The organism is Desulfobacca acetoxidans DSM 11109 (assembly GCF_000195295.1).
Taxonomy (GTDB): Bacteria; Desulfobacterota; Desulfobaccia; order Desulfobaccales; family Desulfobaccaceae; genus Desulfobacca; species Desulfobacca acetoxidans.
This window is the reverse complement of sequence record NC_015388.1, coordinates 2,219,282-2,244,855: the sequence shown is the minus strand read 5'-3', so window position 1 is coordinate 2,244,855 and position 25,574 is coordinate 2,219,282. Positions and strand designations below refer to the sequence as shown.

Here is a 25,574-nt window from a genome sequence, read left to right as displayed (position 1 = left end):
TCCTTGAAAGTCGGCAGTGATGAATATTCGATTAAGAGAACGATAATATTGTGAAGTTTGCAATTCACCCAATTCCCGCGCCGCTTTCCTTCAGGCGCCGCCGACCCAGGAGATATAATTCCCGGCTTTCGCTCCGTGAGCCGGAGGGTTTTAGGATATCCACCTGCTGGAAGTGTTGTTTGATCTCCTGAGCAAACGGGGGAAAATCCGGTCCTTGAAAAACTTTCACCAAGTAGTGTCCCGCCGCTGTCAACAGGCGGTTGGCATACTCCCAGGAGAGCCGGGCCAGGTCTAAAGAGCGCTGATGATCAACGTCTTTTATACCCGAAGTAGAGGGTGCCAGATCGCTGACCACCACGTCAAAAGATGCTGAAAACCTTATGAGCGAACCTGGATCGAGGGCGGCGACATCTACCTGCACAAAACGGATTGACGGATTTGAGGAAATCCGCAGAGCCTGCCGGTCTAAACCCACCACCAAGCCCTGCGGGCCGATGCGGGAACTGATATACTGCAGCCAGGAACCGGGGGCGCACCCGAGATCGAGGACGCATTGGCCCGGCTTAAAAAGCTGAAATTTCCGGTCGATGTCAGCCAACTTGTATACCGCCCGTGAGGCGAAACTTTCCTGTCGGGCGCGTCGGCTGTAGTAATCGGGTTTATGTCGTGGTGTCGCCAAAGTTCTCTCTTAAAGATTCAAAGTCCTCAAGGACGGATACTGGCCATCGTCCTGATCTTTATAATCTGACATGGGCAGCCGACTGCAGTGCATATCTCCAAGCAATCTATCGATGTATTTTTAATACGTTTTTGTATCATAAGCAGATGGCTCTTTGCAACCCTTAGCGGGGCATCCGAGCATTTGACGCAAAAAAGCCGAGTGGGGTGGACTTGACATGATCTTCGGGCGTGCCATAATCTGAGATACCTCAGATTGGAGGATAAATCGGCTGTATGTCTTTTATCTCCTGGCAATTTCCGTTGTTTCTGATCGGATTTATTCTGATTTATTGGCGGCTGCCGCATCGCCAACGCCTGTGGTTTCTGCTGGTGGGCAGCTACGCCTTCTACGCCTTCTGGGACGTGCGCTTTCTGGCTTTGGTATTCACGACCACCGTGGTCGATTTTCTCTGCGGTCTGGGCATACAAGGAGAAAGGCGATCCTTGAGGGTGATCGTTTTGCTGTCGCTCTTGCCTTTCGCCTGGCTGCTAGGCTGTTTTGGGTTCATTCCCAGATCAGGTATTGATCTCAATTTATTGACTATTGCTCTAGGCATTTCCTTAGCATTTCTCGGCGTCTATCTTCTCATCTGGCATCTGCCGGACAGCCTCCGACCCCGCGGTTTCCTCCTCTTGAGCATCTGTCTTTGCCTGTCGATTCTGGGCTATTTCAAGTATTGCAACTTCTTTTCGGAATCCGCCAAATCGGCTCTGTCTTTTTTGGGTCTCAGGCCGGACTGGCCGACCTGGTATATCATCCTGCCGGTGGGGATTTCATTTTATACGTTTCAATCCTTGGCTTACGTGATCGATCTCTATCGGGGACAGGCGGTAGTCTGCCGCGACTTTCTGATCTTTGCCGTTTTTGATGCTTTTTTCCCGCAACTGGTAGCCGGGCCCATCGAACGCAGCCGGCACCTGATCCCGCAGTTGGAGAAGGATATTATCTTTGTCGGTAATTATCTGAACGATGGACTGCGTCTGATCCTGATCGGCCTGTTCAAGAAGGTATTTGTCGCCGATAACTGCGCCCTGTTGGCAAACTATGTTTTTGCTCCGCAGACCGCCTTGAACGGGGCTTGGGCGCTCATCGGCGGGGTGGCCTTCGCCTTCCAGATTTATGGAGATTTTTCCGGCTATACCGATATTGCCCGGGGCACGGCTAAGATGCTGGGAATTGACCTGGTACAGAACTTTCGCTATCCTTACCTGGCGAAAGATCCCTCCGACTTCTGGTCCAGGTGGCATATCTCCCTTTCTACCTGGTTTCGGGACTATGTCTATATTCCTTTAGGGGGCAATCGGGGCAGAGACTGGCAGACGGTTCGCAACCTGATGGTTACCATGCTGCTGGCCGGCCTGTGGCATGGGGCCTCGTGGGTATTTGTCCTCTGGGGGGCATATCACGGAGTTTTACTGACGCTCTATCGATTCAGTCCGCTGCGGGTATTGAATCGCAAACAGTTTGCCTGGCTGTGGCAGGATTGGTTGGCACGACTACTTATGTTCGGCTTCACCCTGATCGGCTGGGCCATTTTCAGGAGTCCGGATCTGACCCGTTTCTGGACCTGGCTGATGGCGTTAGGAAACTGGGGACCGGCGGAACTTCCCTGGCTATCCTCCCTCGGCTGGCTCCTCCTGCATTTAGTGCCGCTGATGCTTTTACAGATTGCCGCTTCAAGATTTGAAGATGAAACCAAGCTGGTGCATCTGCATTGGGCGACCAGGGGGGTGCTATACTTTGTCATGATATTATTAATCGTCTCCTCCACCGAACACGATCAAGAGTTTATATACTTTCAATTCTGATGAGAAATCTGGTTTCAGCCGCTTTCCTGTTGGCATTGGGGCTGCTGTTGGCTGCCGAAGCAGGGGTGCGCCTCTTCCTGCCGCACGGGGTTTCCGGGAGATTTTCCTATGGCTACGATCTTCAGGCCGGTTTTGTAGAACAGGGCAATGGCCAGGTGAAGCTGGTGCGGGCCGGGGGGCGACGCTTTTATCCCCAGACATTCAGTTACCAACGGCCGCCAGACTGCTGGCGTATCCTGGTCATCGGCGACTCGGTGCCTCGCGGACCGAACTTGACGGCATCTTACGCCGGACGGCTGCAGGAAGAATTATCTCTGAGAAACATTCGTTCAGAAGTAATCAATATGGCCATCCCCGGATATGGCGCCAGACGCTGTCAGCTAGTATTGCGCCAGGGTCTAAAGTATGAGCCCAATCTGATCATCCTCCACCTGAACGATTCCAACGAGTTCGAAGATGAACGAGAATACCGCCGCAGTCTGGAATTCCAGGGCTGGCACGTCAAACACTGGCCCATGAAGGTTTTCATCTTTGCCCGGGCCTATGAGATCAAGACAGAAAAGATTCTGTGGAGGCTGATACCGGAAAAGATACGGCTACAATCAGCGGTGAACGATGCCGATGCCGAAGTGCGCGCCTCTCAGGACCAACAGCAGCAGCGCCTCTGGGGAGACCGGGTCCGGGAGGTAACCAAAGCAACGGTGGAGATGGCAAGGAACCGGGATGTTCCGCTTATCCTGGTGACCCAGGGGACAATTGCACAAAATAATGGGGCTACCTGGAACATCGATGACGGCGGTCTGGATGAGTTAGCCAAGTCGCTGGTAGGACCGGGGGTATACCTGCTTTCCATGAAACAGGTGTTTTCCCGCCTGAGCGGGATACAATCCTATTTCAGCGACGGCGCCCATCTGACCCGAAAGGGACACGAGGTCATGGCCCAAGCCCTGGCCGATCTGATCAGCAGCCGGTTAGCCGAACAGGTGGCATTGCAGGGAAGGGCAGGGCGGTAGAATAAGGGGCTGCAGTTGGTGGCGACTGGCCGGTAGTCAGATCTGATCTGTTGGCGTCGATGGACCCGACTCATTGGCAAAGATTCGGAGTATGCGGGCAATCAGGCCGCTGGTGGAACGGCCCGGGACAAAAGGAATAACCTGCACTTTGCCGCCCCAGGACAATACTTCCGATCGGCCGATGATGCCTTCGGGAGCGTAATCGCCGCCCTTGACCAGGACATCCGGACGGAGTGTTTGGATAAGCTGCAACGGTGTGTCTTCGGAAAACAAGACCACCCCGTCAACTGACTCCAGCGCCGCCAAAATTTCCGCCCGCTCATCCTGAGGGACCAGGGGGCGGGTAGGTCCCTTGCCCAACCTCCGGACAGAGGCATCGTTATTCACTCCGACAATCAGAAAGTCTCCTAAAGCTCTGGCTGCTTTAAGATAGCGAATATGACCGATATGCAGGAGATCGAAACAACCGTTGGTGAAGACCACTTTCTTCCCCTCTGATCGGACCTGCCGCACTTTCTGGCGGGCGGCCTCCCAGGAGAAGACTTTTTCTGCCGGACAGGATAGATCAGGCATAGCCGACTCGAGCTACGGTCAACACCGTCACCGTGTGTGCCCCGGCCCGGCGTAGAGCCAGGGTGCATTCCTTTACGGTGGCGCCGGTAGTATAGACATCATCGAGCAGAAGAACCGATCTGCCAATGATGGCATCGGGTTTGGCAACTGCAAAGGCGCCCTTGACGTTGGCCTGGCGCTCCTGAGGGCTCAGATTAACCTGCGGGACGGTCCAGCGTTGGCGCAACAGGACGTCGGTCCGCAATGGTATTGCAGGAAAGGCCTGTCCCAGTAAGAGAGCTTGATTAAAGCCCCGCCGCCGCAGGCGTCGGGGATGCAGGGGTACGGGCAGCATGAGGTCGGCATCCTGCACTACTGAGGCGGCCTCGGAAACCGTCAATACCTGCCGCAGGTGTTCGGCTTGGAGCAATTGCCGCTGATATTTCAGGCGATGGATGGCGTCCCGTATCGAACCCTCATACCTGGCGGCGGCCCGAGCCCGGTCGAAAGGGGGCGGCTTGATCGTGCAGGTCTGGCAGAGATGCTCCGGGCCGACGGCACCCTTGAAAGGAGCACCGCAGCAGGAACAGTAGGGGGTAGTGATAAGGGGCAATTCTTTCCAGCAGTCGGGACATATGAGATGCTCAACTTCTAACGACAGAGGGGCATGGCAGAAGAGACAGAATCTCGGCAGGAAGAAATCCAAAAGGGCTCTGAGGGAATAACTTAACATTCGATATCAACTTGATAAGCTAAATCACCGTATTTGAAAACGAAATAACAATATTTCGCCATCCTGCACCGGATAATCCCTGCCCTCAACATGGAGCAGGCCGGCTTCTTTGACCTTGGCGGCACTGCCCAGGCGGGTTAGGTCGGCGAAGTGCATGACCTCAACCTTAATGAAACCTTTCTCCATGTCACTGTGAATTTTGCCGGCGCAGCGGGATGCCTGAGTCCCCGCGGGCGCGGTCCAGGCCCGGACTTCCGGGCCGACGATGGTATAGAAAGTGATCAGGTGAAGGAGCTGGTAGCTGGCCTGAATGAGGCGGGCCAGACCGGATTCGGCCACACCGGCGGCAGCAAGGAATTCCTGCCGCTCTTCAGGCGGCAGATCTAATAATTCCGCTTCCAGTTCTCCCAGGATAGGGATGAGAGGAACCTGCCGCTCTCGGGCCAGTTTCTCCAGGGCCGGAAGGAAGCGGCGATTATGCCACTCTGTCTCACCGAAATTAGCCACCAGGAGGTAGGGTTTGCGGGTCAGCAGCGGCAGTTCGGCAAGCCTCTCTCTCTCGGAATCGCTGCAAACAAGCGTGCTGGCCCACCGGCCTTCATTTAACCAAGCCTCCAGACGTTGGAGAATCTTCAGATTCGCCAGCGTTTTTTTATCCCCGGATTTGGCGGCTTTTTCGGTCTTGAGAATCTGGCGGCCGATAATCTCCAGGTCGGCCAGCAGCAGTTCGGTATCAATCACCTCCACATCGCGTGCCGGTTCAAGGGATGGGGCGGCATGAGGAATATCCTCGGCTTCAAAACAGCGGACAACGTGCACCAACAGATCCACATCCCGGATATGGGCCAGGAACTGGTTGCCCAACCCCTCTCCCTGACTGGCCCCTTGAATAAGTCCGGCAATATCAACAAATTCAATGGTCGTGGGCGTGACTTTGGGAGGTTTGAGCAGCTCCGCCAGGGTAGCCAATCGGGGGTCAGGCACCGGAACAATGCCGGTGTTGGGGTTGATGGTGGTAAAGGGATAACCTGCCACCTCCGCCCGCCCGGCGGTCAGGGCGTTAAAAAGGGTGGACTTGCCGACATTTGGCAGTCCTACTAAACCGCAGCGGCAGGACAAGGTTTCTTCATCCTTTTAAGCGGACCTTATTACCGAAAAATACGGTTTCCGGCTTCCGGTTGTTGGTCATAAATTAAGTTTTGTTGTCCACCGGCAATTTTTTTATTACCATATTTAGGCTGGCTGCGGCTGACGCCAGATTCCCGGAATGGCGGCGCCGCAGAAGTTACATCGGCCATCTTTGAGTTTCACTTCGCCAATCAAGTAGCCCCGGCGCGAGATAATTAATTGCCCACAGTGGTGGCAATAAGTATTTTCCGCCGGATTTTGGGGGAGATTGCCGAGATAGACATATTTTAAGCCGGTTTTCAGAGCAATCTCCCGGGCTTTCTCAAGAGTGCTGACCGGCGTCGGGTAATGCTGCTTCATCTTGAAAAGCGGATAGAAGCGCGAGAAATGCAGGGGCGTCAGGGGACCGAGTTCATCCCTGATCCAGAGGCACATCTTCTCCAGGTCTTTGGGGTTGTCGTTGAACTGCGGGATGATCAGATTGACGATCTCGAGATGGACACCTTTTTGACGGAATATTTTTAGGGCCTCGAGCACCGGCGCCAGCGAGGCGCCTACCAGCTTCTGATAGAATTCTTCCGTAAAGCCTTTCAGGTCAACACAGGCGGCCTGGAGATAACGGCACAGTTCTTCCAAAGGCTTGCGGTTGATATAACCGGCAGAGTGGCAGACATTGATAATGCCCGCAGCCGGGGAGAGGCGGGCGATATCAATCATATATTCATAAAAAATGATAGGTTCGACGTAGGTATGGGCGATGCTGGGACAATTGGTCTCTTTGGCTGCCTGGACGATAGCGGCGGCCGGGAGGTCAAAATTATAAGTTTCTTCCGGGCGTGCCTGGGAGATTTCCCAATTCTGGCAAAAGGCGCAGTGCAGGTTACAGCCGGCAGTGGCAATGGAATAGGAGGCGGTGCCAGGCAAAACATGAAACAGCGGCTTTTTCTCGATAGGATCAATATGCACCGCGGTAGGATTGCCATATGCCAGAGTGATATACTTGCCTCCCCGGTTTTCCCGCACCCCGCATTCTCCCCGGTCGCCTTCCAGGACCTCGCAGTTACGCGGGCAAAGGTCGCAACGCACCAACCGACCCGCTAGTTGGGTATAATAGGCGGCGGGGTGGGGATGGGTAAAACCGTAGCGCACTTCCTGGGCCCCGGCCTGCCAGGAAAGGCCGGGGAGGGATAAAGCCGCCAATCCCAAGGCACTGGCGCCCAGAAACTGCCGCCTGGTGAGCGGTGGACCAAGATGAGCGACTGCGCTTGGCTTCTTCACCTGCATGAGAGCCTGTTCCTCGGTAGGAAAAAAGTCTCTAATATTCTACCTTGAATATTGTAACATGCTGCGGTTGCGTCACCTAATATTTTTAGGGAGGAATGGGGAGCTTCGGGCAGATGGCAACATTTTCTGGATCTAAAATGCCTGCTGATAACTGCAGATACCGGGGAGCAAGGAGGGCGTAAAATTAAACCCCGGTGGGGGAAAAATTTCTTCTCTGGTATAATTGGCTGGAAATAGTAGATTGCTTATCATCCGACAGGGAGAAATATACTGCATCAACCAGGGAATGATCGAATTAGCGCGGATAATATCCAGAAATTCTAATAGATCAAAAACACAGGCTTCCCACCCTATATCGGAAGGAGGAGGATACGACTTGAAAGGCCTGTTACCGACGGAGTCTGTTCATAAGAATAATTCTGTGGCCATCAAGGTTGCTGGTTTGAGCAAAAGCTATGGCAAACTTAAAGCTCTCGAAGATGTTTCTTTCGCTATACAACGGGGAACAATCTTTGGTTATTTGGGCCCTAACGGCGCCGGCAAGACCACCACTATCAAAATTCTCTGTGGCTTGCTGGAACGCGAGGCCGGCGAGGTGAATATCGGAGGAGCGGACATTGCGCTTGATCCGGTGCGGGTCAAACAGAGGATCGGCGTCACCCCGGATGAATCTAATCTCTACCCGGAGCTGAGCTGCCAACGCAATCTTGAGTACCTCGGAGAACTCTACGGCCTCCCCCGAAGCGCCAGACAGGCGAGGCGGCGTGAACTTTTGGAGACCTTTGCCCTGACTGACAAAGCCCATACCCCCTTTGGGGCTTTATCGCATGGAATGAAACGTCGACTGACCCTGGCAGCCGCTCTGGTTCACGCCCCGGAGATCCTGTTTCTGGACGAACCTACTACGGGATTAGATGCGCCGAGTGCACGGTCCTTGCGACAACTTATACAAAAGATTAATCGTGAACAGCACGCTACTATCTTTCTTACCACACATAATCTGTACGAGGCGGAGGTCCTCTGCCACCAGATATTAATCATTTATAAGGGTCGCGTGGTGGCCGAAGGAACGGTTCCGGAAATCCGCCGGCGAGTAGGGGGACTAAAAAACCTCGAGGTCACCTTTGATCAGGAGGTCGATGCAAATTGGTGGCAGGTTGTCGCAACCCGTGGGACGCCTCCGGCATACCTGGACGGCAGGTGGAGATTAAAAATCGCCAGTCATGAGGTGAACCTGGTTCTGGGGCGACTGCTGGCTTGGGCGGAAGCCGCCGGCGTGAAGATAATGGACCTTGTTATCGGGGAGGTGAATCTGGAGGAAGCGTTTCTTGCCATCCTGGAGGAAAAATCCCAGTCGAAAGAGGGGAGCGTATGAGCCAACTGCGCCGCGTCCTGGCAATCAGCCGCAAGGATATTGAAAGCTATTACGGTAAACCGCCGCTCATCACCTGGGGCCTGATGCTGCCCGCCGTATTGATGATCTCCGTATACGTCAAGGACCCTGGCGGCTCTTCGCAGATCGCTCCGGGGATTATTGCCATGACGCTTCTTTTTGGCAATACCTCGATGGCCGCCATTGTAATCACCTTTGAGAAGCGAGCCGGCGCCTTCCAGAGGCTGCTGCTGGCGCCCCTTTCCATGTCTACTATCATTCTGGGCAAAGCGGCCAGCGCCTCTCTGTATGGTATGGCCACTGCCCTGGTACTCACTGCGGGTATACAACTCGCTTTCGGTATGCCTATGGCTCATCCCCCGCTCTTTTTGGCCGGCCTCATCCTTGGAGCCGGGTGCTTTTCCCTGTTGGGTCTGACCGCCGCCGTTATGGTGCGGGAGGTCTTTGAGGCTATGACCCTGATGAATTTTTTCCGGTTTCCGGTCCTGTTTATCAGTGGCGTCTTTATGCCTCTGACGTTGATGCCCGCCTGGCTCAAACCTCTGGCCCTGTTATCGCCCCTGACCTATATAGTGGAGCTTTTGCATTGGGGTATATCGGGACAATCGTATTTTCTTTCACCCTGGATACCGCTATTGGCAAGCCTCATGTTTCTTATGGTTGCCTGGTGGCTGGCGGGAAGCATCTTTCGCCGCCGAGCCGCGATCTGAGGTACGATCGATTGTTTCAGGTTAATATAACAGAGTAATATTAATTGATTGCTGCCCTGGTTAGTTGCAGTGTGAGCTGTACAAGGAATTGGCTGAACGCGAGTTACCGGGAGATCGGAAGCGCTCCCATCTTTCTCACCGATAACCGCGCGGCTCTTAACCCATCGCCAAGATCGGTTAAATCAGGTGGGTTGGTTAATGCGATGGCGTAGGACACCGGAGGTTTTGAATACTACCACCTTACGGGCCCGGAGAATGAGATCCTCTTTGGTTTGGGGGTTGCGCCCGCGACGGGGATTTTTACTGCGGACAGTGAACTTGCCAAAGCCGCTGATTAAGACATCTTCCTCTTGAGCGAGGGCTTCCTTAATGAGATGTAAGACGCGCTCGACGGCGCTGCGAGCTTCCTGTTTACTGAGCCCTAGTTTTAGGTTGATCGCATTAATAACTTTTTCTTTGGTCAGGGCCATGGCTGGCACTCCTTCTTTCTGCCTAAAAGATGGCGATGCCTGAAGGTAAATTCGTAACCTATTATTATTAAATTACAAATAGCTGTCAAGCTTTTTTTTCAATTATTGACAGAGAGTTGGCAACCAGCAGCTAACCGGCCTGATAAAAAGTATGCCATCGCCATGATCTTAATGTTCTGTCCGGCGAGGGAAAGCTACGGATACACCGGAGCGCAGTTTATAATCCAAAGCCCCAAAACGACAGGCCTGCAAACATTTCAAACAGCGTATACAGTCGGCGCTGTTAGGGTTCTTGTACGGCAGGCAACCGGTAGGGCACCGTCGTTCACAGGCCCGACAGTGGACACACTTTTCACTATCATGCTGCAGACTTAAAAAGCTGACGCGGTTGAATAGACCGTAAAAGGCCCCTAAAGGACAGAGCGTCCGACAGAATATCCGGCTGATGAAGACCGAGCCGACGATAATCAGCATCATGATGGTGAACTTATTCCAAAAGTAGAAACCGATGGACTGCCAGAGTGATGGTTTTAAAAGCAACAGCGGCATAGCTCCCATGAGTGTTCCTGAGGGGCAGAGCAACTTGCAGAACCAAGGCTGTCCCATACCCAATTCATCAATCCAAAACAGCGGCAGGATAATAACCAGCAATAACAATACGAGATAACGACAATAAGAAAGGAAAGCCGGCAATTTGACTTTGGGCGAGGGAATGCGATACAGCAAGTCTTGCACCAAACCAAAGGGACAGAGCCAACCGCAGACGAACCTCCCGGTCAAGACGCCAAAGACTCCCAGATAACCTACAATCGAAGCACCGAATTGGATCGTGCCGGCCTGCATGGAGAGACGCACCGTGCAAAGCAGATTCTGAAACGCGCCTATAGGACAACCCAAGAGCGCTGCGGGGCAGGAGTAACAGTGTAGACCCGGATGGCAGAGACTTTTGAGAGGACCCTGGTAGATGACCGATCCGAATGGGAAGAGCAGGTAGGCGTTAGTAAGAACAGTTACGAGGATCTGGATCAAACGGCGAAAATTATCCATTAACCCACCCCGATGCACGAGAGACAGATATTCGTACCACTATTCAGGATGCTGGCGATTTCACCAGAATTAATCCCCCACAGAAAAAGAACGAGGCAGAGGATAAGAAGCCAAAGGGAAATTTTCAACATGACCGCCCCCTGGAATGATCTATGGAAAATAATTATATGTCTTTTTCACAAACTGGCAATGTAAAAGGGAGGGGAAAATGACAGGCTGAGAATGATAAATTAAGGGGGAGGATAGACCGCTTGCTCAGATTTATTTCTGGCTGCAGAAGGATTGGGGAAAATTTTCCCGGCAATCTTTGAGCTGCGAGTCACCCGCAAACCATGAAAATGGCTTCTTGCCTGTAATATAATCTTGACATTAGCTATATATGATAATATTATTATATTATAATGAACCAGAGAGAAAAGAGTGAACAAGCGGCCCGCTGCCTGCGCGCCATGGCTCATCCCGCCAGATTAATGATTCTGCAACTCCTGAGTGGATCCGAGATGTCTGTCTCGGAATTGGAAAAAGCCTTGGATATCTCACAATCGAATCTTTCGCAACACCTCAATCTGATGAAGGATAAGCAGCTACTCTCCTCCCGGCGGTCCGGCAATCAGGTATACTACAGCTTAAAGGATCCGCGCCTGTTGGGGCTGATGGCGCTGATGCAGGATCTGTTCTGCAAGACGTAAGACAAAAAATTTTCAACTATATATTAGTACATCATAATATTATAACAAACTAAAGGAGTAATCCGCATGAGTGAAAAAAAAGAGAGCGCGGCTTTCATCTGTTCCAGGGATACCCTGGATGGCGCTTATCCCGCTCTCATTCTAGGAATCAACGCCGCCCGACAGGGTATGGAAACCAAAATATTTTATACTTTTATGGGGTTAAACCTACTACGTCCCGGCGGTATTGAGAAGGCAAAGTTTATCCCGGCGGGGGTAATGGGAGCAGTGCCAGGAATGAGCCTTATGGCCACCTGGATGATGAAAAAAAAGGTTGAGCAGGCCAATATCCCCAGTCTTCCGGAGCTGGTCGAAATGGCGCAACTGGAGGGGGTGGAACTGGTGGCCTGTAGAATGACGGCAGATATGATGGAAGTAGGTGAGAAGGCCCTGATCGAAGGCGTCAAAATCTGGGATGCAGCAGAATTTATGAAGTATGCCCGTGAATGTCGGTTATGCCTCTTTACCTGAATCCCGGGTATTGAGAATTAAAGCCGACATGAGACAGACTGAATCTAAAGCGCCCTACAGACAAAGCATTTCAAATATGTGCTTTCCGGCAGGGCCAGCAGGGTCGGATGATCTTTGGCCGCTCCCCGGCATTCGATCACCTGCACCTGACGTCTGGCATCCTGTGCCGCCTGGCGCAGAAGCCCCAGGAAGGTTTCCTGCGACAGATTGTATGAACAGGAGCAGGTAATGAATATTCCACCGGGTTTCAATAATTGCAAGGCCCGCCGGTTCAGGTCTTGGTAACCTCTGAAGGCTGCGGGCTGATCGGCCCGGCTTTTGGCAAAGGCTGGCGGGTCAAGGATGATCAGGTCATAGAACTTGGAGCTGGCGTGGGCTTTTTTCAGGAAATCAAAGCAATTAGCCTGTATCCAGTCGACATTGTGCATCCGGTTTAACCGGGCATTGTCCTGGGCCAGACCAAGAGACAGAGCGGAAGATTCCACTGCCACCACGTGCTGGGCATGAGAAGCTACATGTAAAGCAAATCCTCCCTGATACGAAAAGCAATCAAGTACCTCTCCCTGGGCCCAAGCCGCGGCGGCCAGCCGATTTTCCCGCTGGTCCAAGAACAGACCGGTTTTTTGCCCACCACGAACATCAACCCAGAATTGTACCGTCCCTTCCTGGACTAGCAACCGTTCCGGCAGCTCTCCCCGGATAACCTCGATTTCCAGCGGTAGCCCCTCTAAACGGCGAACTTCGCTATCGTTGCGCAGGGTAATGGACTGGGGTCGCAGCAGCGGTTGCAGGAGATCTATGAGTTGAGGGAGCAGCCGGGCCATGCCGGGATGATGTATCTGAAATACCAGGTGGCCATCGTAATTATCCAAGATTAGACCGGGGAAACCGTCGGCTTCGGCATAGATCAGACGACAGGCGTTGGAGTTCGTAACCACCCGGCGGCGGTAGGCGAGAGCCTGGTGCAGCCGGGCCTCCCAAAAGTCGGCGTTAATGGGGATGTCGTCGACGGTCAACAGGCGCAGGGCTATGCGGGAGACGGCACTGTAGAGGGCCTGCCCTAAAAAGCGCTCCTGAGCATCGTAAACCGCCACCACTTCCCCCGATACCGCAGTCTGTCCCGGCAGCAGATCATTACGATAGATCCAGGGGTGCCCGGTGCGGCGCCAGCGGCGGCCTTTTGCGGTAAGCCTGATTTTCTGCATAATTTTTGTAATATAACCTTTTGCGAGGCGCTTGGCTATCAGCAATCAGCGCCATTAGTGTCCTTGGGCCGACGGCATTGAAAATCTAGTGTCAGGCAATCATAGGCATGATAGTATTGTATGAAAACAGTGAGCAGTGGGCGGTGAGCGGTGGGCAGAAAAAGCATTATTGCAAGCGGCTACCATGGCTCTGTTTTCATATTTCGTTGTGATTACCAGAACATGACAATTTATATAAAAGGGGCAGCGGCTCAAGGTGGTCATAGGGTTAGACCATTCAACAACTAGACATTCTTGCCAAAGAGGAACGAGAGACCATGCGTTCACGGATTATTGCGGTTTTGGCAGTGCTTACCGGGTTGGTCGGTTTGCTCATCGGGAGTTATTTCTGGTATTGGCATGATAGCCCCCGATGGGCGCTGTTGCAGATGGTCAAGGCTATCCAGGGCAATGATGTGGATACGCTGTTCCAGTATATCGATCTCCAGTCGATTGCAGACAACCTGGCGGTCCATTCCACCGAGGAATTTGATCAGTGGTTGAGCGGGACCGAAGGATCAAACAATCGCGAGGACGATATCTCCCGCCTGGCCCGGGGTCTTAGTAAAAGAATGGCCCGCATCCTCACACCTAAATTCGTCGGAGCCTTGGAGCCGCTTATCAAAACCCAAACCCAGCACTATATTTCCGGGTTGAATACCTTGGAAAAGGCCAGTCTTACCACAATAGTGGGCGCTGCTGAGATAAATCGCCAGGGAGATGTGGCCGAAGTCATACTGACTGATCCAAAAGATAACCGGCCATTTCGATTCCGCCTGGCCCGGAAACCCGATAGAGACGGCTGGAAGATTGTTGAAGTGGATTATCAGAATCTGAGAGACCTTATCCGGAGAAAATTTTGAGGATTGGCCATGGAGGGATTCAAACAGCATATCGATGAGTCTGATAATATATATTATGTAAACTAATCTGATTATGTGTAAATCACCTGCGGACCGTTTTAATATTTCGTTCTCTTATCTGCATTATTGAGGTTCTCCCATAGGCATCGGCTGCTCTGAGCGACTGATGAGTTGCGACAAATAAATGGATCAGACATTTTCTCCACCCCCATGTGCTCTGAGACTATATCAGGGCGCCACTGTGTTGGCTGGTCTGTACGGATGGCCCTGGTTCTACTGGCGGCTTAAATCCCGCGGTTTTGGCGAGAGCTTTCTTCCGCGTTTAGGGTTGCGTCTACCTGCCAAAAACCATGATGCCAGGTCGACAAGAATCTGGCTCCATGGGGTGTCGGTAGGCGAAATTGCTGCAGCCGAACCTCTGGTAAAGGAACTGGAACACCAGACTCCTCAGGTGCAGCTCCTATTATCTACCGGCACCGAAACCGGGCAGACCGTTGCCCGACGGTTATATCCGCCTCCTAAGAACGTTTTTTATTATCCCTTAGACCTGCCCTGGACAGTGCGTCGTTATTTAGAACATCTGCAACCCACGATTTATGCTGCGCTGGAGACCGAGATCTGGCCAAATTTTCTGATGACAGCCAAAAGACGCGGCGTCAAGCTGGCCTTGTTGAACGGTCGCCTGTCGGAAAATTCCTTCAGAAATTATTTCAGATTCAGTTGTTATCTAAAGTATATCATTCAACTATTTGATTTAATTGCTGCCGCCAGCGCCGAAGACGCCGAGCGGTTTATGGCCTTGGGTGCTCCTCCTGGTAAAGTTTTTACCACCGGTACTACAAAATTTGAACGGCGACAAAATCCCGAGTCGTGGACCCAGGCAAAGATTTTTCAGGAAATCTGGCGACCGCAAGGGGCCCCCCTTCTCCTGGCGGCCTCGACCCACCCGGGTGAGGAAGAGGTTATCATTCGAGCTTATCAAGCCCTATGCCGCCCCTACCCTGCCCTGCAACTGGCGCTGGCACCGCGGCATCCGGAACGCGCGGCCCCGGTCGGCCAACTCCTGGGCCAGGCAGGTCTCCCCTTCCATTCTTGGCATAGGCTGAAAAACGGCCTGGAACAGCGCCGGGAGTCGGTGGTGCTGGTCGATACCGTCGGTGACCTCTTCGCCCTGTATCACCTGGCCAACCTGGTCTTTGTAGGCGGCAGCCTGGTTCCGCACGGCGGTCAGAATATCTTGGAGCCTGCCGCTTGGGGAAAAGTGCCGCTCTATGGTCCGCACCTGAACAATTTCACTGCCGCCCGTGCGATGTTGGAGAGTGTAGCGGCTGGGTGGCCGGTGTCGAACCTGCAGGAATTGATCCAGGCGGGCCAATATTGTCTATCCCACCCGAAAGAAATGCAGGAGCGAGGCCGGCGCGGTCTCAGGGCTTTAGAGGAACACCAGGGGGCAGCCAGGCGACAGGCGGAGCTGTTGCAAGGCCTTATTCCCGGCTAGTGCAGGACCTGAAAATGATCCAACCGCCCTCTCCTCCCGGTAAATAGAGTTTCCAATGCTTCCGCCGCCTCGTCCCGATTCAGGAAGGAGACCAGGCGTTGGCGAGCCCCTTTACCGTTGGCGGCGGGGAAAACGCCCCACCAATACATCCGTCCTTCAGGATCACGCAGGATTTTATAGCCGCCGCACACTCCTTGCCACTCCTTGATTACTTCGGCTTCCAGATAGATCGTTCCTTCCCAGGAATCCTCAATGATCAGGGGGTGAAATTCATCTTTCAGGTCTCGCTGGACATCAGAACTCAATGGTGCCATTTTGAATCTCCTGCATCTGCTCCAAGGTTGGGAGCATCGTCGGATCCCCGCCCGTGACCTGGTACAGATACCTTAAATACTCCATCTCCCGGGCTGCCTGACGCTTCGTTACTCGAAGCAGAACCTGATCAGACAGATTTGCCAGTGACAAAATCTTACCCGGTCCCTGCGGGGTTTTTGACTGCCGCCGTACCCGCCTTTTGGCCTGATCAAAAAGAATAACTGCCATATCTGCCCCTCCACACAATTTATTAATAATTTTAGACTGTTATATGTATTTGGAGCGGAAAAGTCTAACACAGATAGGACAGTTGTCACACAGTTGGCAATCCACGGATTTTGTGAGGGAAAGTCTAGGGCGAAATTGTCTGACGAGATGGAAACGGCAAACGGAAAGCGAATGATGAAAAAATACGTTGCGATAATATCTTTGAGTTTATTACCGGCTTCTGAAACTCCGCACCAGCAAGGGTCATTTTCCTGTCAAGAGTACTCTCTGAAGTCTATTCATGGGTTTCTCCTGTTCGACAGAATACCAAACCGGTATCCGATTAATGGCACAACTCTCTGCCATACCCTCAATAGCCACTTAAGCCCACCATCCACAGTACGACACCCATCAGGAGCGAAGCACCAACCCCTAAGGGTATAGTTAGCCGTAAGATCGAACCTTCCTGTCCTATGGCCCCGCACATGGCGGTGGCGATGGCAATCTTCAACGGTGAGGAAATCGAACCGATAGATGCCCCTACTGTCAGGCCGGCCGCCAGCATGGTGGCTGAAACCCCGAGCAGCGGTGCTGCTTGTACCTGAAGTTCTCCAAACAACATCAGCGAGGCTACTCCGTAGCCGGTAAGAAATGTCCCCACCCAACCTAAAAGAGGTACAAACAACGGATACAAACTGCCTGTATAGGTTTTTAATCCAGCCGCCAGGATCCAGGGGATGTTGTCAAGCTGCTGCAACTGTCCGAAACCTGGGGCGTAACCGGTATAGGCGATAATCTGTCCCATGGAGCCAAACAGTCCCATCGCCGCCAGCGCTCGCCAGCCTTTATTAAAGCTTACCGTCACTAACTGCCGCAACTCCTCTTGGGGCATCCGGAGCAAAACCACTGTTAGCATCAGGGCTAAAAAGAGATAGAGGTAGGCCGAGAAAAAAGGGGTAAAGGTAATGGGGTGGATAGGAATCAGGGAGATGGTAAAAATGAGCCGTCGCAGAGTTAAATCCTGCATCCAGGGAATAGTGTTGACCAAGATCAGGGGGACCAGGATCACTGCAAAAGGGGCCAGATCTCTGATTATAGCCGGATCCCGGTCTGGTGAGGTACCTCCGCCCAGCAACAATATCGCAATTAGGATCAGTCCCCCGACCATACCGGCAATGGCCACCCCGAGCCAGACGGCGGCTGCCAACGTCGCCAAACTCACCGCCAGACTACAGGCCAAAATCAACGGCAACTGTCGCCAGGCCTCTCGTGCGTCCGGCAAGAAAAATGGGACGCATAGCGCCATCAGGAGGGTTGCCGGTACTGACATCCAGGCCGCCGCCACCCCGAGGTCATAAAACGGCAGGCCGGTAACCAATGCCAGGACCGTTATGATAATTCCCGCCATTTCAACGCTCATCAGACCGGAATAACCGATGATCGACAGGGCTGCGGCCCCGGCCGGCTTGACCTCGGTAACTACGAGCATCGGCGCCACCATGGGTTCCGCAATAATGCTGGCTCCTTCAAAAAAATTCGCCAACCCGAAGGTGATCAACATCTGACGGTGTAGGGGTCGCGCTAATCCACCTAGCAGCCAGGCGACAATGCGTCTGAGTGAACCGGTGGCGATGAGGAGTTGGGAAAAAAGAATACCCAAAAAAACTACTATCAGCAAAGGCAGTGTGGTCAAAAAGCCATCCCAGGCAGCCCACCAGACCACCGATGCTGGCGTTTGAAAGATCAACCCTGCTAACAGCACCACATAGACAAAACCATAGACGCCCAGCTCCAGGGCCGAACGTTTCAGGCAGATCGCCAGAATGGACAACAATACTACCGGTGTCCAGCCCAACGCAAACAATAAGAACGACATTATTTCCTGACCAATTTTTCCTATCGGTTTTTATTGCCCGGAGATCATACATCTGAATAACAGCACTGAGGCAAAAAATCGTGAGAAGCAGCGAGATAACATCACCGGAAAACAGCAATCAGGGTGCCTGACTTACGGTGTTAGCAGGTGATCGATCTTCACCCCCAAAAGAACCGTCACCCGGGAGATCTCCTCACCGCCTGCCGGCAGTTGCATCTGCTGGAGGATCTTGCAGACGCAATTATCCAGGGTCTTCAGGACCGGGTCTACTATCTTGCACCACACGATCTTGCCGCAGCCGGCCACATTAAGGCGTAGAACGATTCTTGTCGGCACTTTGTTTACCCGCTGATATTCAGCCTGGATACAATCGGCCAACTGGGGCAGGAGAACAGTCATGGCCTCCCGAACTACTGACACCTCCTGTTTGCCATGGACAGTCAGGTTGAGAATGCTGATTCGCAAAATTCCGATGTCAGGTCTTTCATTGGTCTGTTCTGCCGGTGCCAAACCCGGCCAGGTCATTAATACCGTGACGCTGCTTAGGATAACCCACAGGGCGTTTTTTATTTGCAGTTTCATAAGGCGGTTATTATCCTTAATCTCTTCGGGTTGTAAAAGACGCGCTTACCGCACGATGTCAAGGGAAGGTTTATAAAAACTGCAGAAGTTTCTATTATAAACCAACCGACCCAGAGGTGAAGCAAAATTTCAATAAAAAAAGAGAGCCATAGAAGTCCGCAGCTTGCTATGATCATAAGCATCGGACTTTACTCTGGCAACGTCAGGATGGTGAGAGGACTGGAGTGTGGGAAACTAGTTCAGGGTAGTTGGATTGGCGCGGTTTAATGGATAGAGGTTTTTCCCTGGTGATATCGTTAATATTAACAGGGATGTCCCCCCACTCCGCTTTGAAATGGTTTGAGTCGATGGATGACCGGTAGTCGAGCCATAATCAACATGAGGGGCCGTTGCCGTTTATTTCGCCTAACCGCAACTTAACGCCCATGTTCGTCAGGTGCTCTTCTTCGATGAGCTTCTTTATGGTCTCAATGATATTTACTTCATCTATGCTATACTCTCTTCTTTTGGAATAGGTGCGATTCGGGCATAAAAAGTCCTGAAAGGTTTTTTCCCAATACCGCAAGGTCGATTTCTTAACGCCGGTTAACCTGGCCACCTGATCGATGCTCAACAGGATGTTGCGCCCAAGTTCCTGCATCATGTCATCCTCCTGATATATTGTGAACTAAGTGATCTATTTTGTTATGCTCTTTAAAAGTTCTTATCGAATCCTCGTACTGATAACTTTAAAAATTATGAAAATTTTTTCACGCTCCCTATTAAGCCCGATGGCCTAAGTAACTACAGTCAAAGAAAAGCAAGAAGGAAGGAAAAGGTGATTTTTTCTAGCGGGTGTGCTAAAAATAAAAGCAGGTGTGGCCGTTTACTTGGACTTTCGTTTTACCGCCTGTATCCAGTGTAGTGTGAAGACTAGTAATCGTGATTAATCGCATGGATCGGAGACCGTTCATGGATATTCAAAATCCGTTAGTCAGCCATTATGGATTGGACAATCATGGCATCAAGAATGTTAACTTTGTTTATTGGAATCTGGCCTCGCCATTGCTGTATGAGGAGATCATCCGGCGGCGTGAGGGCCGCCTGGCCCATTTAGGTCCCTTGGTGGTACGAACGGGGGAACATACCGGCCGTGCCCCCAATGACAAGTTCATCGTCCGGGAAGCGTCCAGTGAAGATAAAATCTGGTGGGGACAGGTGAACAAGTCTATGTCCCCGGAACAATTTTCTGCCCTGCACCATCGTCTCCTGGCCTACCTGCAGGGTAAGGACCTTTTTGTCCAGGATTGTTTTGCCGGTGCCGACCGGCGGTATCGCGTTCCGATCCGGGTGATTACCGAAATGGCCTGGCAATGCCTCTTTGCCCGCAATATGTTCAAACAAGGCACCCCAGAGGAGCTGCTCAATCACGTGCCGGAATTCACCATGATCTGTGCTCCTCACTTTCACGCCGTTCCTGAAGTTGACGGCACCCGCTCCGATGTCTTCATTGTCATTCATTTCGGTAAAAAATTGGTTCTGGTCGGAGGCACCCAGTATGCCGGGGAGATCAAAAAATCCATTTTTACCGTCATAAATTATCTTTTGCCTCAGCAGAAAATTCTCTCGATGCATTGTTCAGCCAATGTCGGGGCCAAAGGTGACGCTGCCATTTTTTTCGGCCTCTCAGGTACCGGTAAGACGACCCTCTCTGCGGATCCATCCCGCACCCTGGTTGGCGATGATGAGCACGGCTGGAGTAAGGACGGCATCTTTAATATCGAGGGCGGCTGTTACGCCAAGGTCATCCGCCTGTCTCCCACCGCCGAACCTGACATCTACCAGACCACGCGCCGGTTCGGCACCATATTGGAGAATGTCGGCTTTGACAATAATACCGCCAGGATAGACCTCAATGACGATTCTCTCACCGAGAACACTCGGGCCTCCTATCCCATCAGCCACATCAGCAACGCCACTCGGGAAGGGGTCTGCGGCCATCCCCGTAATATCATCATGCTCACCTGTGATGCCTTTGGAGTCTTGCCGCCGGTGGCCAAGCTCACCCCAAAACAGGCAGTGTATCACTTTCTTTCCGGCTATACTGCCAAGGTAGCCGGTACCGAGAAAGGCATCAACGAACCCACGGCCACCTTCAGCACGTGTTTCGGCGCTCCTTTCATGGTCCTGTCGCCCACAGTCTATGCCGATCTCTTGCAGGATAGAATTCACCATCATAAGGTTTCCGTCTGGTTGATTAATACCGGATGGAGCGGGGGGCCTTACGGGGTCGGTAAACGTATGGAGATCGCCTATACGAGGGCCATCATCCATGCCGCCTTGGGGGGAGTCCTGGATCAGATTCCGACGATTGCTGAGCCATTCTTTGGTCTGCCCATCCCTACTACCTGTCCGGGCGTGCCGGAGGAGGTCTTGAACCCGCGGCGTACCTGGGCGGACCAGGCGGCCTATGATGCCCAGGCGCGTAAACTGGCCGGCATGTTCATCGACAACTTTACCATGTTCGACGCCTTGGTGGCGCCGGAGATCAAACAGGCCGGCCCAAGTCTTTAGGTTGGCTGGGGGTGCAGACTAGATCAATCCTGAGAAGGCAATTCAGCGGCGTTAATATAAAGGGCGCAACCTCTTTGAGATTGCGCCCTAAAGACCCAATTTTTGAGGTTGCATTTCGATTCCTTCCGGCGCAAAGCCCATTAAATCCTTTTTTTTATGTCAATCAAGAATTGCCTCGATTCCCTTGCGTTTGATTACGTTCAAAAGCGCCAGCGCCGCTCCGGTGGGACGTTTGGCGCCTCGTTCCAACTGCGATACATAGCTGACCGACACGTTTAGGTAATGTGCGAATACCGCTTGGCTCATATGCGCCTGTTCTCGCATGGCTCGGATGTCTTCCCCGCTTAAAGGCTCGCTTCTGCCTTTGTTCTCTGGACCAAGATGACGCATAGTGATTTTGCGGTAAGCCTCCTCATCCATAATCCCCGCCCGTCTCATGTCATCGGCTGTTTCAAGCAATGCTTGCGTCAGCCGGGTCGTCTTTTTGTCTCTGGTCTTCATATTGTCTCCTCTAAAGTTCCCTCTAAAATTGCGTTCGTGAGCCTTTCCTCATCCGCCTGCAACCATGCCGCTGCAATTTCTCTTAGCGTCGCTAGTTCATCGTCCCCGATGTTCTCACGTTCCTTTTTTGCAAAGCCGTAAAGGAACACCGCTCGATCTCCGGCATGGTAGGCAATTAGCATCCTGTAGCCCCTTGAGCGCCCCTGCCCTGGCCTCGCCACCCGTTGCTTGATAACCCCGCCGCCTAAATCAGCGTCTACGATCCCAAGCTCTGCCCTCTCGATAGCTTGACACAGACTCTCATCAATGATCCTTTCATCCCGTGCAAAGCGCATGAACCACTTTGTTTTGAAAATCCGCAAGTTGCCGCCCATCATACTATATACTATAGTATATTGTGCTATACATTTCAACTACTTTTTTTTACATTAGACAAAACCTGCATTTCGGACGCATAGGCACGCGCTGAGCTATAATCAATATAATCTAAGATAGTTGAGAGACTAGTAAGAATTAGTCGCGTGCCTAATACTACTTCGTTAAGTTATTGACATTTAGTTTTTATTTTATTGACATGGGCACATGGATGCGAACCAGTTACGTGAATGCCGAAAGCGGCTTGAGAAATTTCTCAAAGATCTTCTTGAGCCACTTGGTCGGGCCGAGCGCCGACACTGGGGTGGCGTTTATGTGAGAGGTCTTCTTCTCGATGGAGAGAGGAAATCTATCGAACCTATGGCCGACCGCATGCCGGATGGCAACATGCAGGCCATGCAGCAACTTATTGGTCAGAGTCCTTGGGATTTTAAGCCTGTGAGGAGGAGGCTGGCTGAAAGAATGGCCAAGGAACTGATCCCTGCAAGCGCTTGGATTGTTGACGACACCGGGTTCCCCAAAAAAGGAGACAAATCGGTAGGTGTGGCCCGTCAATACTCGGGGACTTTGGGTAAGGTGGCCAATTGCCAGGTGGCGGTATCGTTGCACTTGGCCACGGATGAGGCTAGTATGCCTTTGAATTTTCAGCTTTACCTTCCGCAGGAATGGACGGATGAGCCAGAGGGGAGCGTCTGAAAAAAGTTGGAGTCCCGGCCAACACTTCTTTTAAGACCAAATGGCAGTTGGCTCTCGATTTGATTGATGAAGTCTTGGGTTGGGAGATTGACCCTGGGGTTGTTGTTTGTGATATTGCCTACCCAATGATGTAGTGACGACAAAAAAAGTTAATAGGCTAATATCATTTATTAATTTCTTTTTCACTGATAATCTCCGGGGCCCAGAGATGAAGAGTCTGAATGCTGAATTGAAAGAGGTTAATGAATTTCGGAATACGCGAGTGGCCCATGTGGAGACAAAACTTGATGACGCCGAGGAAGCATGGAGGGCGATGGTCAGGTGGTTCATGTGCTTAAATCAGATGAGCAACTTAACAAACCAATAGATTTCTTACAATGAATTTTTCAATGATAAATATCTTTCAATTCGATAGCTCCCCCTAATAACTGAACCGTCCAGTTTATTTTTTCGTCAATATAACGACCGCGCGCACGCACCTGGCCAGGAGAACAATAGACGCTCCTTAACTTTATTCTCATTTCTTTTAGCTGCTTTTCTACCATCTTTGGCCGACTTCTAGATTTAGGATGTTTGGGAATGCTTGTAGCAAAGGCTTTATCAGTGTTATTACAAATTCTAACTACATCATCTTTAGTGGGCAAAAAAACTTTTCCTGTCGCGAACGGTGTCAATGAAGAGATTGGCTTTGATCTCAGCATTAAAGACCAAACTTGTGGATTATCAGCAGTAACCGAACCGTGGTGTGGAATTTTAAAAAAAGATGCTTTCTCCTTTGGGCGGGTCCCGGAATTTATTATCGCCATCCAACCTGTATTTGAATTTCCTGTTTCCTCAAGGTCTGCCCCTAATAGAATTGAGTCTTGGCCAATCGTCACTAATAATACTACTGATGAATGATTTGGTCCCAAAGATGGAACTCTCTTTTTTGTCTCACCTACTTGTGGAATAAGTTTAGAAAGCCCGATTTGAGCAAGTAGCACTGAAGCATCTGAAGGCGATAAAGCATATATAGCGCACGGCTGACTTTGATCTCCGGGCTTAGTATTGCGTTGCCAAAGGCATCTGCCTTCAACCGCAAATTTAGGTGAGATAAATTTGTTTTTGGTCCCCCTATTCCTCAAAATTTCCAAAATCTCAGAAAATTCCTTAACCCCTGTACTTTCGATCATTGAGCGAGCACCATATACAGCAACAAGGGTGAAAAATTCTTTGGTTGTTTGGGCTACAGAACACACAAATTCAGCAGATTTGCACTCTTTGAATGCTTCGGCTAATCCGCGGACATGATCATCATGCCAATGAGTAGCGATAATCTGCTTGACGGCAATTGCGGGGTCTACATTGATTCTACGAAGATAAGAAATAGGGGCAGGGAACTCAGAGACAGGCTCAATGCATGAATCTACTATGACCCATTGATTATAGCCGATGTGTAATAGTACGCTTTCTCCATAACCAGGGCCAAAAAGAGAAACCTCTATCTCATCTTGCTCAGGAGCTAGATAGTCATTATTTCCAGGTAATTGCTTCCTGGAGATGTTCTGCTTCTCGTTTAGCCGCATCTATCTCCTCTTTACTCCATGATGGTAACCTCTGAAATCTTATAACAGACACCCGCGAACGTTGTCCACTATAACTATCTAAGTATCCAATACTCCAATAAAAAATAGCCCCTGGCCTAATAAGGTCTTTATCATCATCTGAAATTTCTTCAATAGGAATTTCAGCCTCTTCATCTCCCCCATTTTTAGATAGATCGACCAGCCTAACAAGGAGAGAATTATCTGTAACTATGAGTACATATCCTTGCCACTTCTGCAAGGAAACCATATGATTGCGTCGATGAGAAATCGAAGGAAATTTAATAATGGGTGAAGAAAATTCTCCAATATTTACAGTTTGTTCCGCCAGCCTGTCAAAGTTCTCATCAATCTTATCGATTTGAGATTCCTCTTCTGGATTTTTAAAACAAGAACGTATTCCTCTAGTATCTAACAATGCACTTGGATCAGTAACCAATATAATTGGTGAATCTAATCCGTTCTCATCTTCACTTTGCTCCAAATTAGATTTATAAATGTGCATAATTATTTCCAATTCAAGATATTGTTGATTATTAATTCAGCTTTTTCTTTGGATTTATTCCATAATGATTCGATAATATTGATAATTTTTTCACATCCTATTGAAGTTGAAGCTTCTTCTACTTCATAATGGTCATTAACTTGGATATAAATTCCCGGATGTGCCCTTTTAGAAGGTTCAACTTTCACCCGGATGTATCCTTTTAAGTCATCTTCTCTCATTCCTTGAATTGTCAAACTTGCTAAGCCTGGGGTTTTTAATACGCTAATCCAAAGCTCTTTAGGGGCAACTTTGTGCCCAAAAGCGTGCCATTCTTCCACTGAATTCATTCTAAAATGATAATTTCTATTAATCCCCATCTTTTGTATAGGGGTATGTCTTAATAACTTGAAAGTACCTAAACATAAATCGCGAACGACCTCATAGTAAGCTTCTTGAGTAGTTCCAAATAGACATCTATCACGGGTAACTTGAAGTTCAAGCCACTCCAATTCAAAAATTACTATTTCTGGGTTAATAATTTTAATGTCGGCAGCCTCGGCTTCAGGGGCTCTGATAAGATTCTCCTGGGCAAACCATGCCGGTTGAAAAATTTTCGGATTAAAATCCCCTAATAAAACGATGCTCAACCCTTGTATTACTATTTGATCAGTTATCATATGCTGACCGTACCATTAGAGATAAAGTTCTTATATTTCCAGATAGCCCTTCCACATAT

General features: G+C 50.9%; 28 protein-coding genes and 1 pseudogene. 11 read left to right on the top strand and 18 right to left on the bottom strand.

Annotation, left to right across the window (positions count from 1 at the left end):
- Positions 1 to 64 precede the first annotated feature (64 nt).
- Positions 65 to 679 carry an SAM-dependent methyltransferase gene (locus tag DESAC_RS10010; RefSeq protein ID WP_013706949.1) on the bottom strand — a complete coding sequence of 205 codons (615 nt, stop codon included), beginning with the start codon at positions 677 to 679 and terminating at the stop codon, positions 65 to 67.
- A gap of 275 nt (positions 680 to 954) precedes the next feature.
- Between DESAC_RS10010 and DESAC_RS10005 the strand changes: the two genes are divergently transcribed.
- Positions 955 to 2,529 (top strand): MBOAT family O-acyltransferase, encoded by a 1,575-nt coding sequence (locus DESAC_RS10005; RefSeq protein ID WP_013706948.1) that lies wholly within the window; start codon positions 955 to 957, stop codon positions 2,527 to 2,529.
- The gene (locus DESAC_RS10000; RefSeq protein ID WP_013706947.1) at positions 2,529 to 3,542 is read left to right on the top strand and encodes an SGNH/GDSL hydrolase family protein; all 1,014 of its coding nucleotides are present in this window, start codon (positions 2,529 to 2,531) and stop codon (positions 3,540 to 3,542) included. Before DESAC_RS10005 ends, DESAC_RS10000 begins: the two co-directional genes overlap by 1 nt.
- 36 nt (positions 3,543 to 3,578) lie before the next feature.
- Here DESAC_RS10000 and rfaE2 read toward each other — a convergent pair.
- The 4 genes and pseudogenes from rfaE2 to amrS form a co-directional block, all read right to left on the bottom strand.
- Positions 3,579 to 4,043: pseudogene (gene rfaE2 / locus DESAC_RS09995) on the bottom strand (D-glycero-beta-D-manno-heptose 1-phosphate adenylyltransferase); the annotation flags it as partial.
- A 64-nt stretch (positions 4,044 to 4,107) separates the two neighbouring features.
- Complete coding sequence (locus tag DESAC_RS09990; RefSeq protein WP_013706945.1) at positions 4,108 to 4,827, bottom strand: ComF family protein; 720 nt, start codon at positions 4,825 to 4,827, stop codon at positions 4,108 to 4,110.
- Positions 4,828 to 4,851: 24 nt separating this feature from the next.
- Positions 4,852 to 5,946, bottom strand: coding sequence for a redox-regulated ATPase YchF (gene ychF, locus DESAC_RS09985; RefSeq protein ID WP_013706944.1), 1,095 nt, complete (start codon positions 5,944 to 5,946; stop codon positions 4,852 to 4,854).
- A 114-nt stretch (positions 5,947 to 6,060) separates the two neighbouring features.
- The gene (amrS, locus tag DESAC_RS09980) at positions 6,061 to 7,239 is read right to left on the bottom strand and encodes an AmmeMemoRadiSam system radical SAM enzyme (protein WP_013706943.1); all 1,179 of its coding nucleotides are present in this window, start codon (positions 7,237 to 7,239) and stop codon (positions 6,061 to 6,063) included.
- 376 nt (positions 7,240 to 7,615) lie between these two features.
- Between amrS and DESAC_RS09975 the strand changes: the two genes are divergently transcribed.
- Positions 7,616 to 8,614, top strand: coding sequence for an ABC transporter ATP-binding protein (locus DESAC_RS09975; protein WP_013706942.1), 999 nt, complete (start codon positions 7,616 to 7,618; stop codon positions 8,612 to 8,614).
- Positions 8,611 to 9,342: an ABC transporter permease gene (locus DESAC_RS09970; protein WP_013706941.1), complete on the top strand. Its 732-nt coding sequence runs from the start codon at positions 8,611 to 8,613 to the stop codon at positions 9,340 to 9,342. Before DESAC_RS09975 ends, DESAC_RS09970 begins: the two co-directional genes overlap by 4 nt.
- A gap of 182 nt (positions 9,343 to 9,524) precedes the next feature.
- Here the strand turns inward: DESAC_RS09970 and DESAC_RS09965 are convergent, their stop codons facing one another.
- Both DESAC_RS09965 and DESAC_RS09960 read right to left on the bottom strand, forming a co-directional pair.
- Positions 9,525 to 9,812, bottom strand: a complete 288-nt coding sequence (locus tag DESAC_RS09965; protein ID WP_013706940.1) for an integration host factor subunit alpha — start codon at positions 9,810 to 9,812, stop codon at positions 9,525 to 9,527.
- Positions 9,813 to 9,980: 168 nt separating this feature from the next.
- Positions 9,981 to 10,859, bottom strand: a complete 879-nt coding sequence (locus DESAC_RS09960; protein WP_013706939.1) for a 4Fe-4S binding protein — start codon at positions 10,857 to 10,859, stop codon at positions 9,981 to 9,983.
- A gap of 401 nt (positions 10,860 to 11,260) precedes the next feature.
- Between DESAC_RS09960 and DESAC_RS09955 the strand changes: the two genes are divergently transcribed.
- Both DESAC_RS09955 and DESAC_RS09950 read left to right on the top strand, forming a co-directional pair.
- Positions 11,261 to 11,548, top strand: a complete 288-nt coding sequence (locus tag DESAC_RS09955) for an ArsR/SmtB family transcription factor (RefSeq protein WP_013706937.1) — start codon at positions 11,261 to 11,263, stop codon at positions 11,546 to 11,548.
- Positions 11,549 to 11,614: 66 nt separating this feature from the next.
- Positions 11,615 to 12,058, top strand: a complete 444-nt coding sequence (locus DESAC_RS09950; RefSeq protein WP_013706936.1) for a DsrE/DsrF/DrsH-like family protein — start codon at positions 11,615 to 11,617, stop codon at positions 12,056 to 12,058.
- Positions 12,059 to 12,102: 44 nt separating this feature from the next.
- On the opposite strand, the gene DESAC_RS09945 is transcribed toward DESAC_RS09950, so the two are convergent.
- Positions 12,103 to 13,263: a class I SAM-dependent rRNA methyltransferase gene (locus DESAC_RS09945; protein ID WP_013706935.1), complete on the bottom strand. Its 1,161-nt coding sequence runs from the start codon at positions 13,261 to 13,263 to the stop codon at positions 12,103 to 12,105.
- A gap of 317 nt (positions 13,264 to 13,580) precedes the next feature.
- Here DESAC_RS09945 and DESAC_RS09940 point away from each other — a divergent pair, with 317 nt between their 5' ends.
- On the top strand, positions 13,581 to 14,165 hold the full coding sequence (locus DESAC_RS09940) for a DUF2939 domain-containing protein (RefSeq protein WP_013706934.1): 585 nt from the start codon (positions 13,581 to 13,583) through the stop codon (positions 14,163 to 14,165).
- Between the two features lie 241 nt (positions 14,166 to 14,406).
- Positions 14,407 to 15,663, top strand: coding sequence for a 3-deoxy-D-manno-octulosonic acid transferase (locus tag DESAC_RS09935; protein WP_013706933.1), 1,257 nt, complete (start codon positions 14,407 to 14,409; stop codon positions 15,661 to 15,663).
- On the opposite strand, the gene DESAC_RS09930 is transcribed toward DESAC_RS09935, so the two are convergent.
- The 5 genes from DESAC_RS09930 to DESAC_RS09910 all read right to left on the bottom strand — a co-directional run bounded on the left by DESAC_RS09930 (position 15,660) and on the right by DESAC_RS09910 (position 19,286).
- A complete protein-coding gene (locus DESAC_RS09930) occupies positions 15,660 to 15,977 on the bottom strand; it encodes a hypothetical protein (RefSeq protein WP_013706932.1) in 318 nt (105 codons plus the stop codon). The two genes, DESAC_RS09935 and DESAC_RS09930, sit on opposite strands and share 4 nt — an antisense overlap.
- Positions 15,958 to 16,206, bottom strand: a complete 249-nt coding sequence (locus DESAC_RS09925) for a hypothetical protein (RefSeq protein WP_013706931.1) — start codon at positions 16,204 to 16,206, stop codon at positions 15,958 to 15,960. The genes DESAC_RS09930 and DESAC_RS09925 overlap by 20 nt, the downstream gene beginning before the upstream one ends.
- 349 nt (positions 16,207 to 16,555) lie before the next feature.
- Positions 16,556 to 18,061, bottom strand: a complete 1,506-nt coding sequence (locus DESAC_RS09920; RefSeq protein ID WP_013706930.1) for an L-lactate permease — start codon at positions 18,059 to 18,061, stop codon at positions 16,556 to 16,558.
- A gap of 132 nt (positions 18,062 to 18,193) precedes the next feature.
- Positions 18,194 to 18,643, bottom strand: a complete 450-nt coding sequence (locus DESAC_RS09915; RefSeq protein WP_013706929.1) for a hypothetical protein — start codon at positions 18,641 to 18,643, stop codon at positions 18,194 to 18,196.
- A 373-nt stretch (positions 18,644 to 19,016) separates the two neighbouring features.
- Positions 19,017 to 19,286 carry a MerR family transcriptional regulator gene (locus DESAC_RS09910; protein WP_013706928.1) on the bottom strand — a complete coding sequence of 90 codons (270 nt, stop codon included), beginning with the start codon at positions 19,284 to 19,286 and terminating at the stop codon, positions 19,017 to 19,019.
- 308 nt (positions 19,287 to 19,594) lie between these two features.
- Between DESAC_RS09910 and DESAC_RS09905 the strand changes: the two genes are divergently transcribed.
- The gene (locus tag DESAC_RS09905; protein ID WP_013706927.1) at positions 19,595 to 21,196 is read left to right on the top strand and encodes a phosphoenolpyruvate carboxykinase; all 1,602 of its coding nucleotides are present in this window, start codon (positions 19,595 to 19,597) and stop codon (positions 21,194 to 21,196) included.
- Positions 21,197 to 21,355: 159 nt separating this feature from the next.
- Here the strand turns inward: DESAC_RS09905 and DESAC_RS09900 are convergent, their stop codons facing one another.
- Together DESAC_RS09900 and DESAC_RS09895 are read right to left on the bottom strand one after the other, a co-directional pair.
- Positions 21,356 to 21,697, bottom strand: a complete 342-nt coding sequence (locus tag DESAC_RS09900) for a helix-turn-helix domain-containing protein (protein ID WP_013706926.1) — start codon at positions 21,695 to 21,697, stop codon at positions 21,356 to 21,358.
- Positions 21,694 to 22,059, bottom strand: coding sequence for a type II toxin-antitoxin system RelE/ParE family toxin (locus tag DESAC_RS09895; protein ID WP_041284461.1), 366 nt, complete (start codon positions 22,057 to 22,059; stop codon positions 21,694 to 21,696). The genes DESAC_RS09900 and DESAC_RS09895 overlap by 4 nt, the downstream gene beginning before the upstream one ends.
- A gap of 220 nt (positions 22,060 to 22,279) precedes the next feature.
- On the opposite strand from DESAC_RS09895, the gene DESAC_RS09890 reads away from it, so the two are divergent.
- Both DESAC_RS09890 and DESAC_RS17015 read left to right on the top strand, forming a co-directional pair.
- Positions 22,280 to 22,768, top strand: coding sequence for an IS701 family transposase (locus DESAC_RS09890; protein ID WP_052301936.1), 489 nt, complete (start codon positions 22,280 to 22,282; stop codon positions 22,766 to 22,768).
- A gap of 47 nt (positions 22,769 to 22,815) precedes the next feature.
- On the top strand, positions 22,816 to 22,902 hold the full coding sequence (locus tag DESAC_RS17015) for a hypothetical protein (protein WP_373419370.1): 87 nt from the start codon (positions 22,816 to 22,818) through the stop codon (positions 22,900 to 22,902).
- Between the two features lie 252 nt (positions 22,903 to 23,154).
- On the opposite strand, the gene DESAC_RS09880 is transcribed toward DESAC_RS17015, so the two are convergent.
- From DESAC_RS09880 to DESAC_RS09875, 3 genes are read right to left on the bottom strand one after another with little or no spacing between them, the layout of a single operon-like run.
- A complete protein-coding gene (locus tag DESAC_RS09880; protein ID WP_013706924.1) occupies positions 23,155 to 24,333 on the bottom strand; it encodes an MBL fold metallo-hydrolase in 1,179 nt (392 codons plus the stop codon).
- Positions 24,281 to 24,856 (bottom strand): hypothetical protein, encoded by a 576-nt coding sequence (locus DESAC_RS16075; protein ID WP_013706923.1) that lies wholly within the window; start codon positions 24,854 to 24,856, stop codon positions 24,281 to 24,283. The genes DESAC_RS09880 and DESAC_RS16075 overlap by 53 nt, the downstream gene beginning before the upstream one ends.
- A gap of 2 nt (positions 24,857 to 24,858) precedes the next feature.
- Positions 24,859 to 25,515: a hypothetical protein gene (locus DESAC_RS09875; RefSeq protein WP_013706922.1), complete on the bottom strand. Its 657-nt coding sequence runs from the start codon at positions 25,513 to 25,515 to the stop codon at positions 24,859 to 24,861.
- Positions 25,516 to 25,574 lie beyond the last annotated feature (59 nt).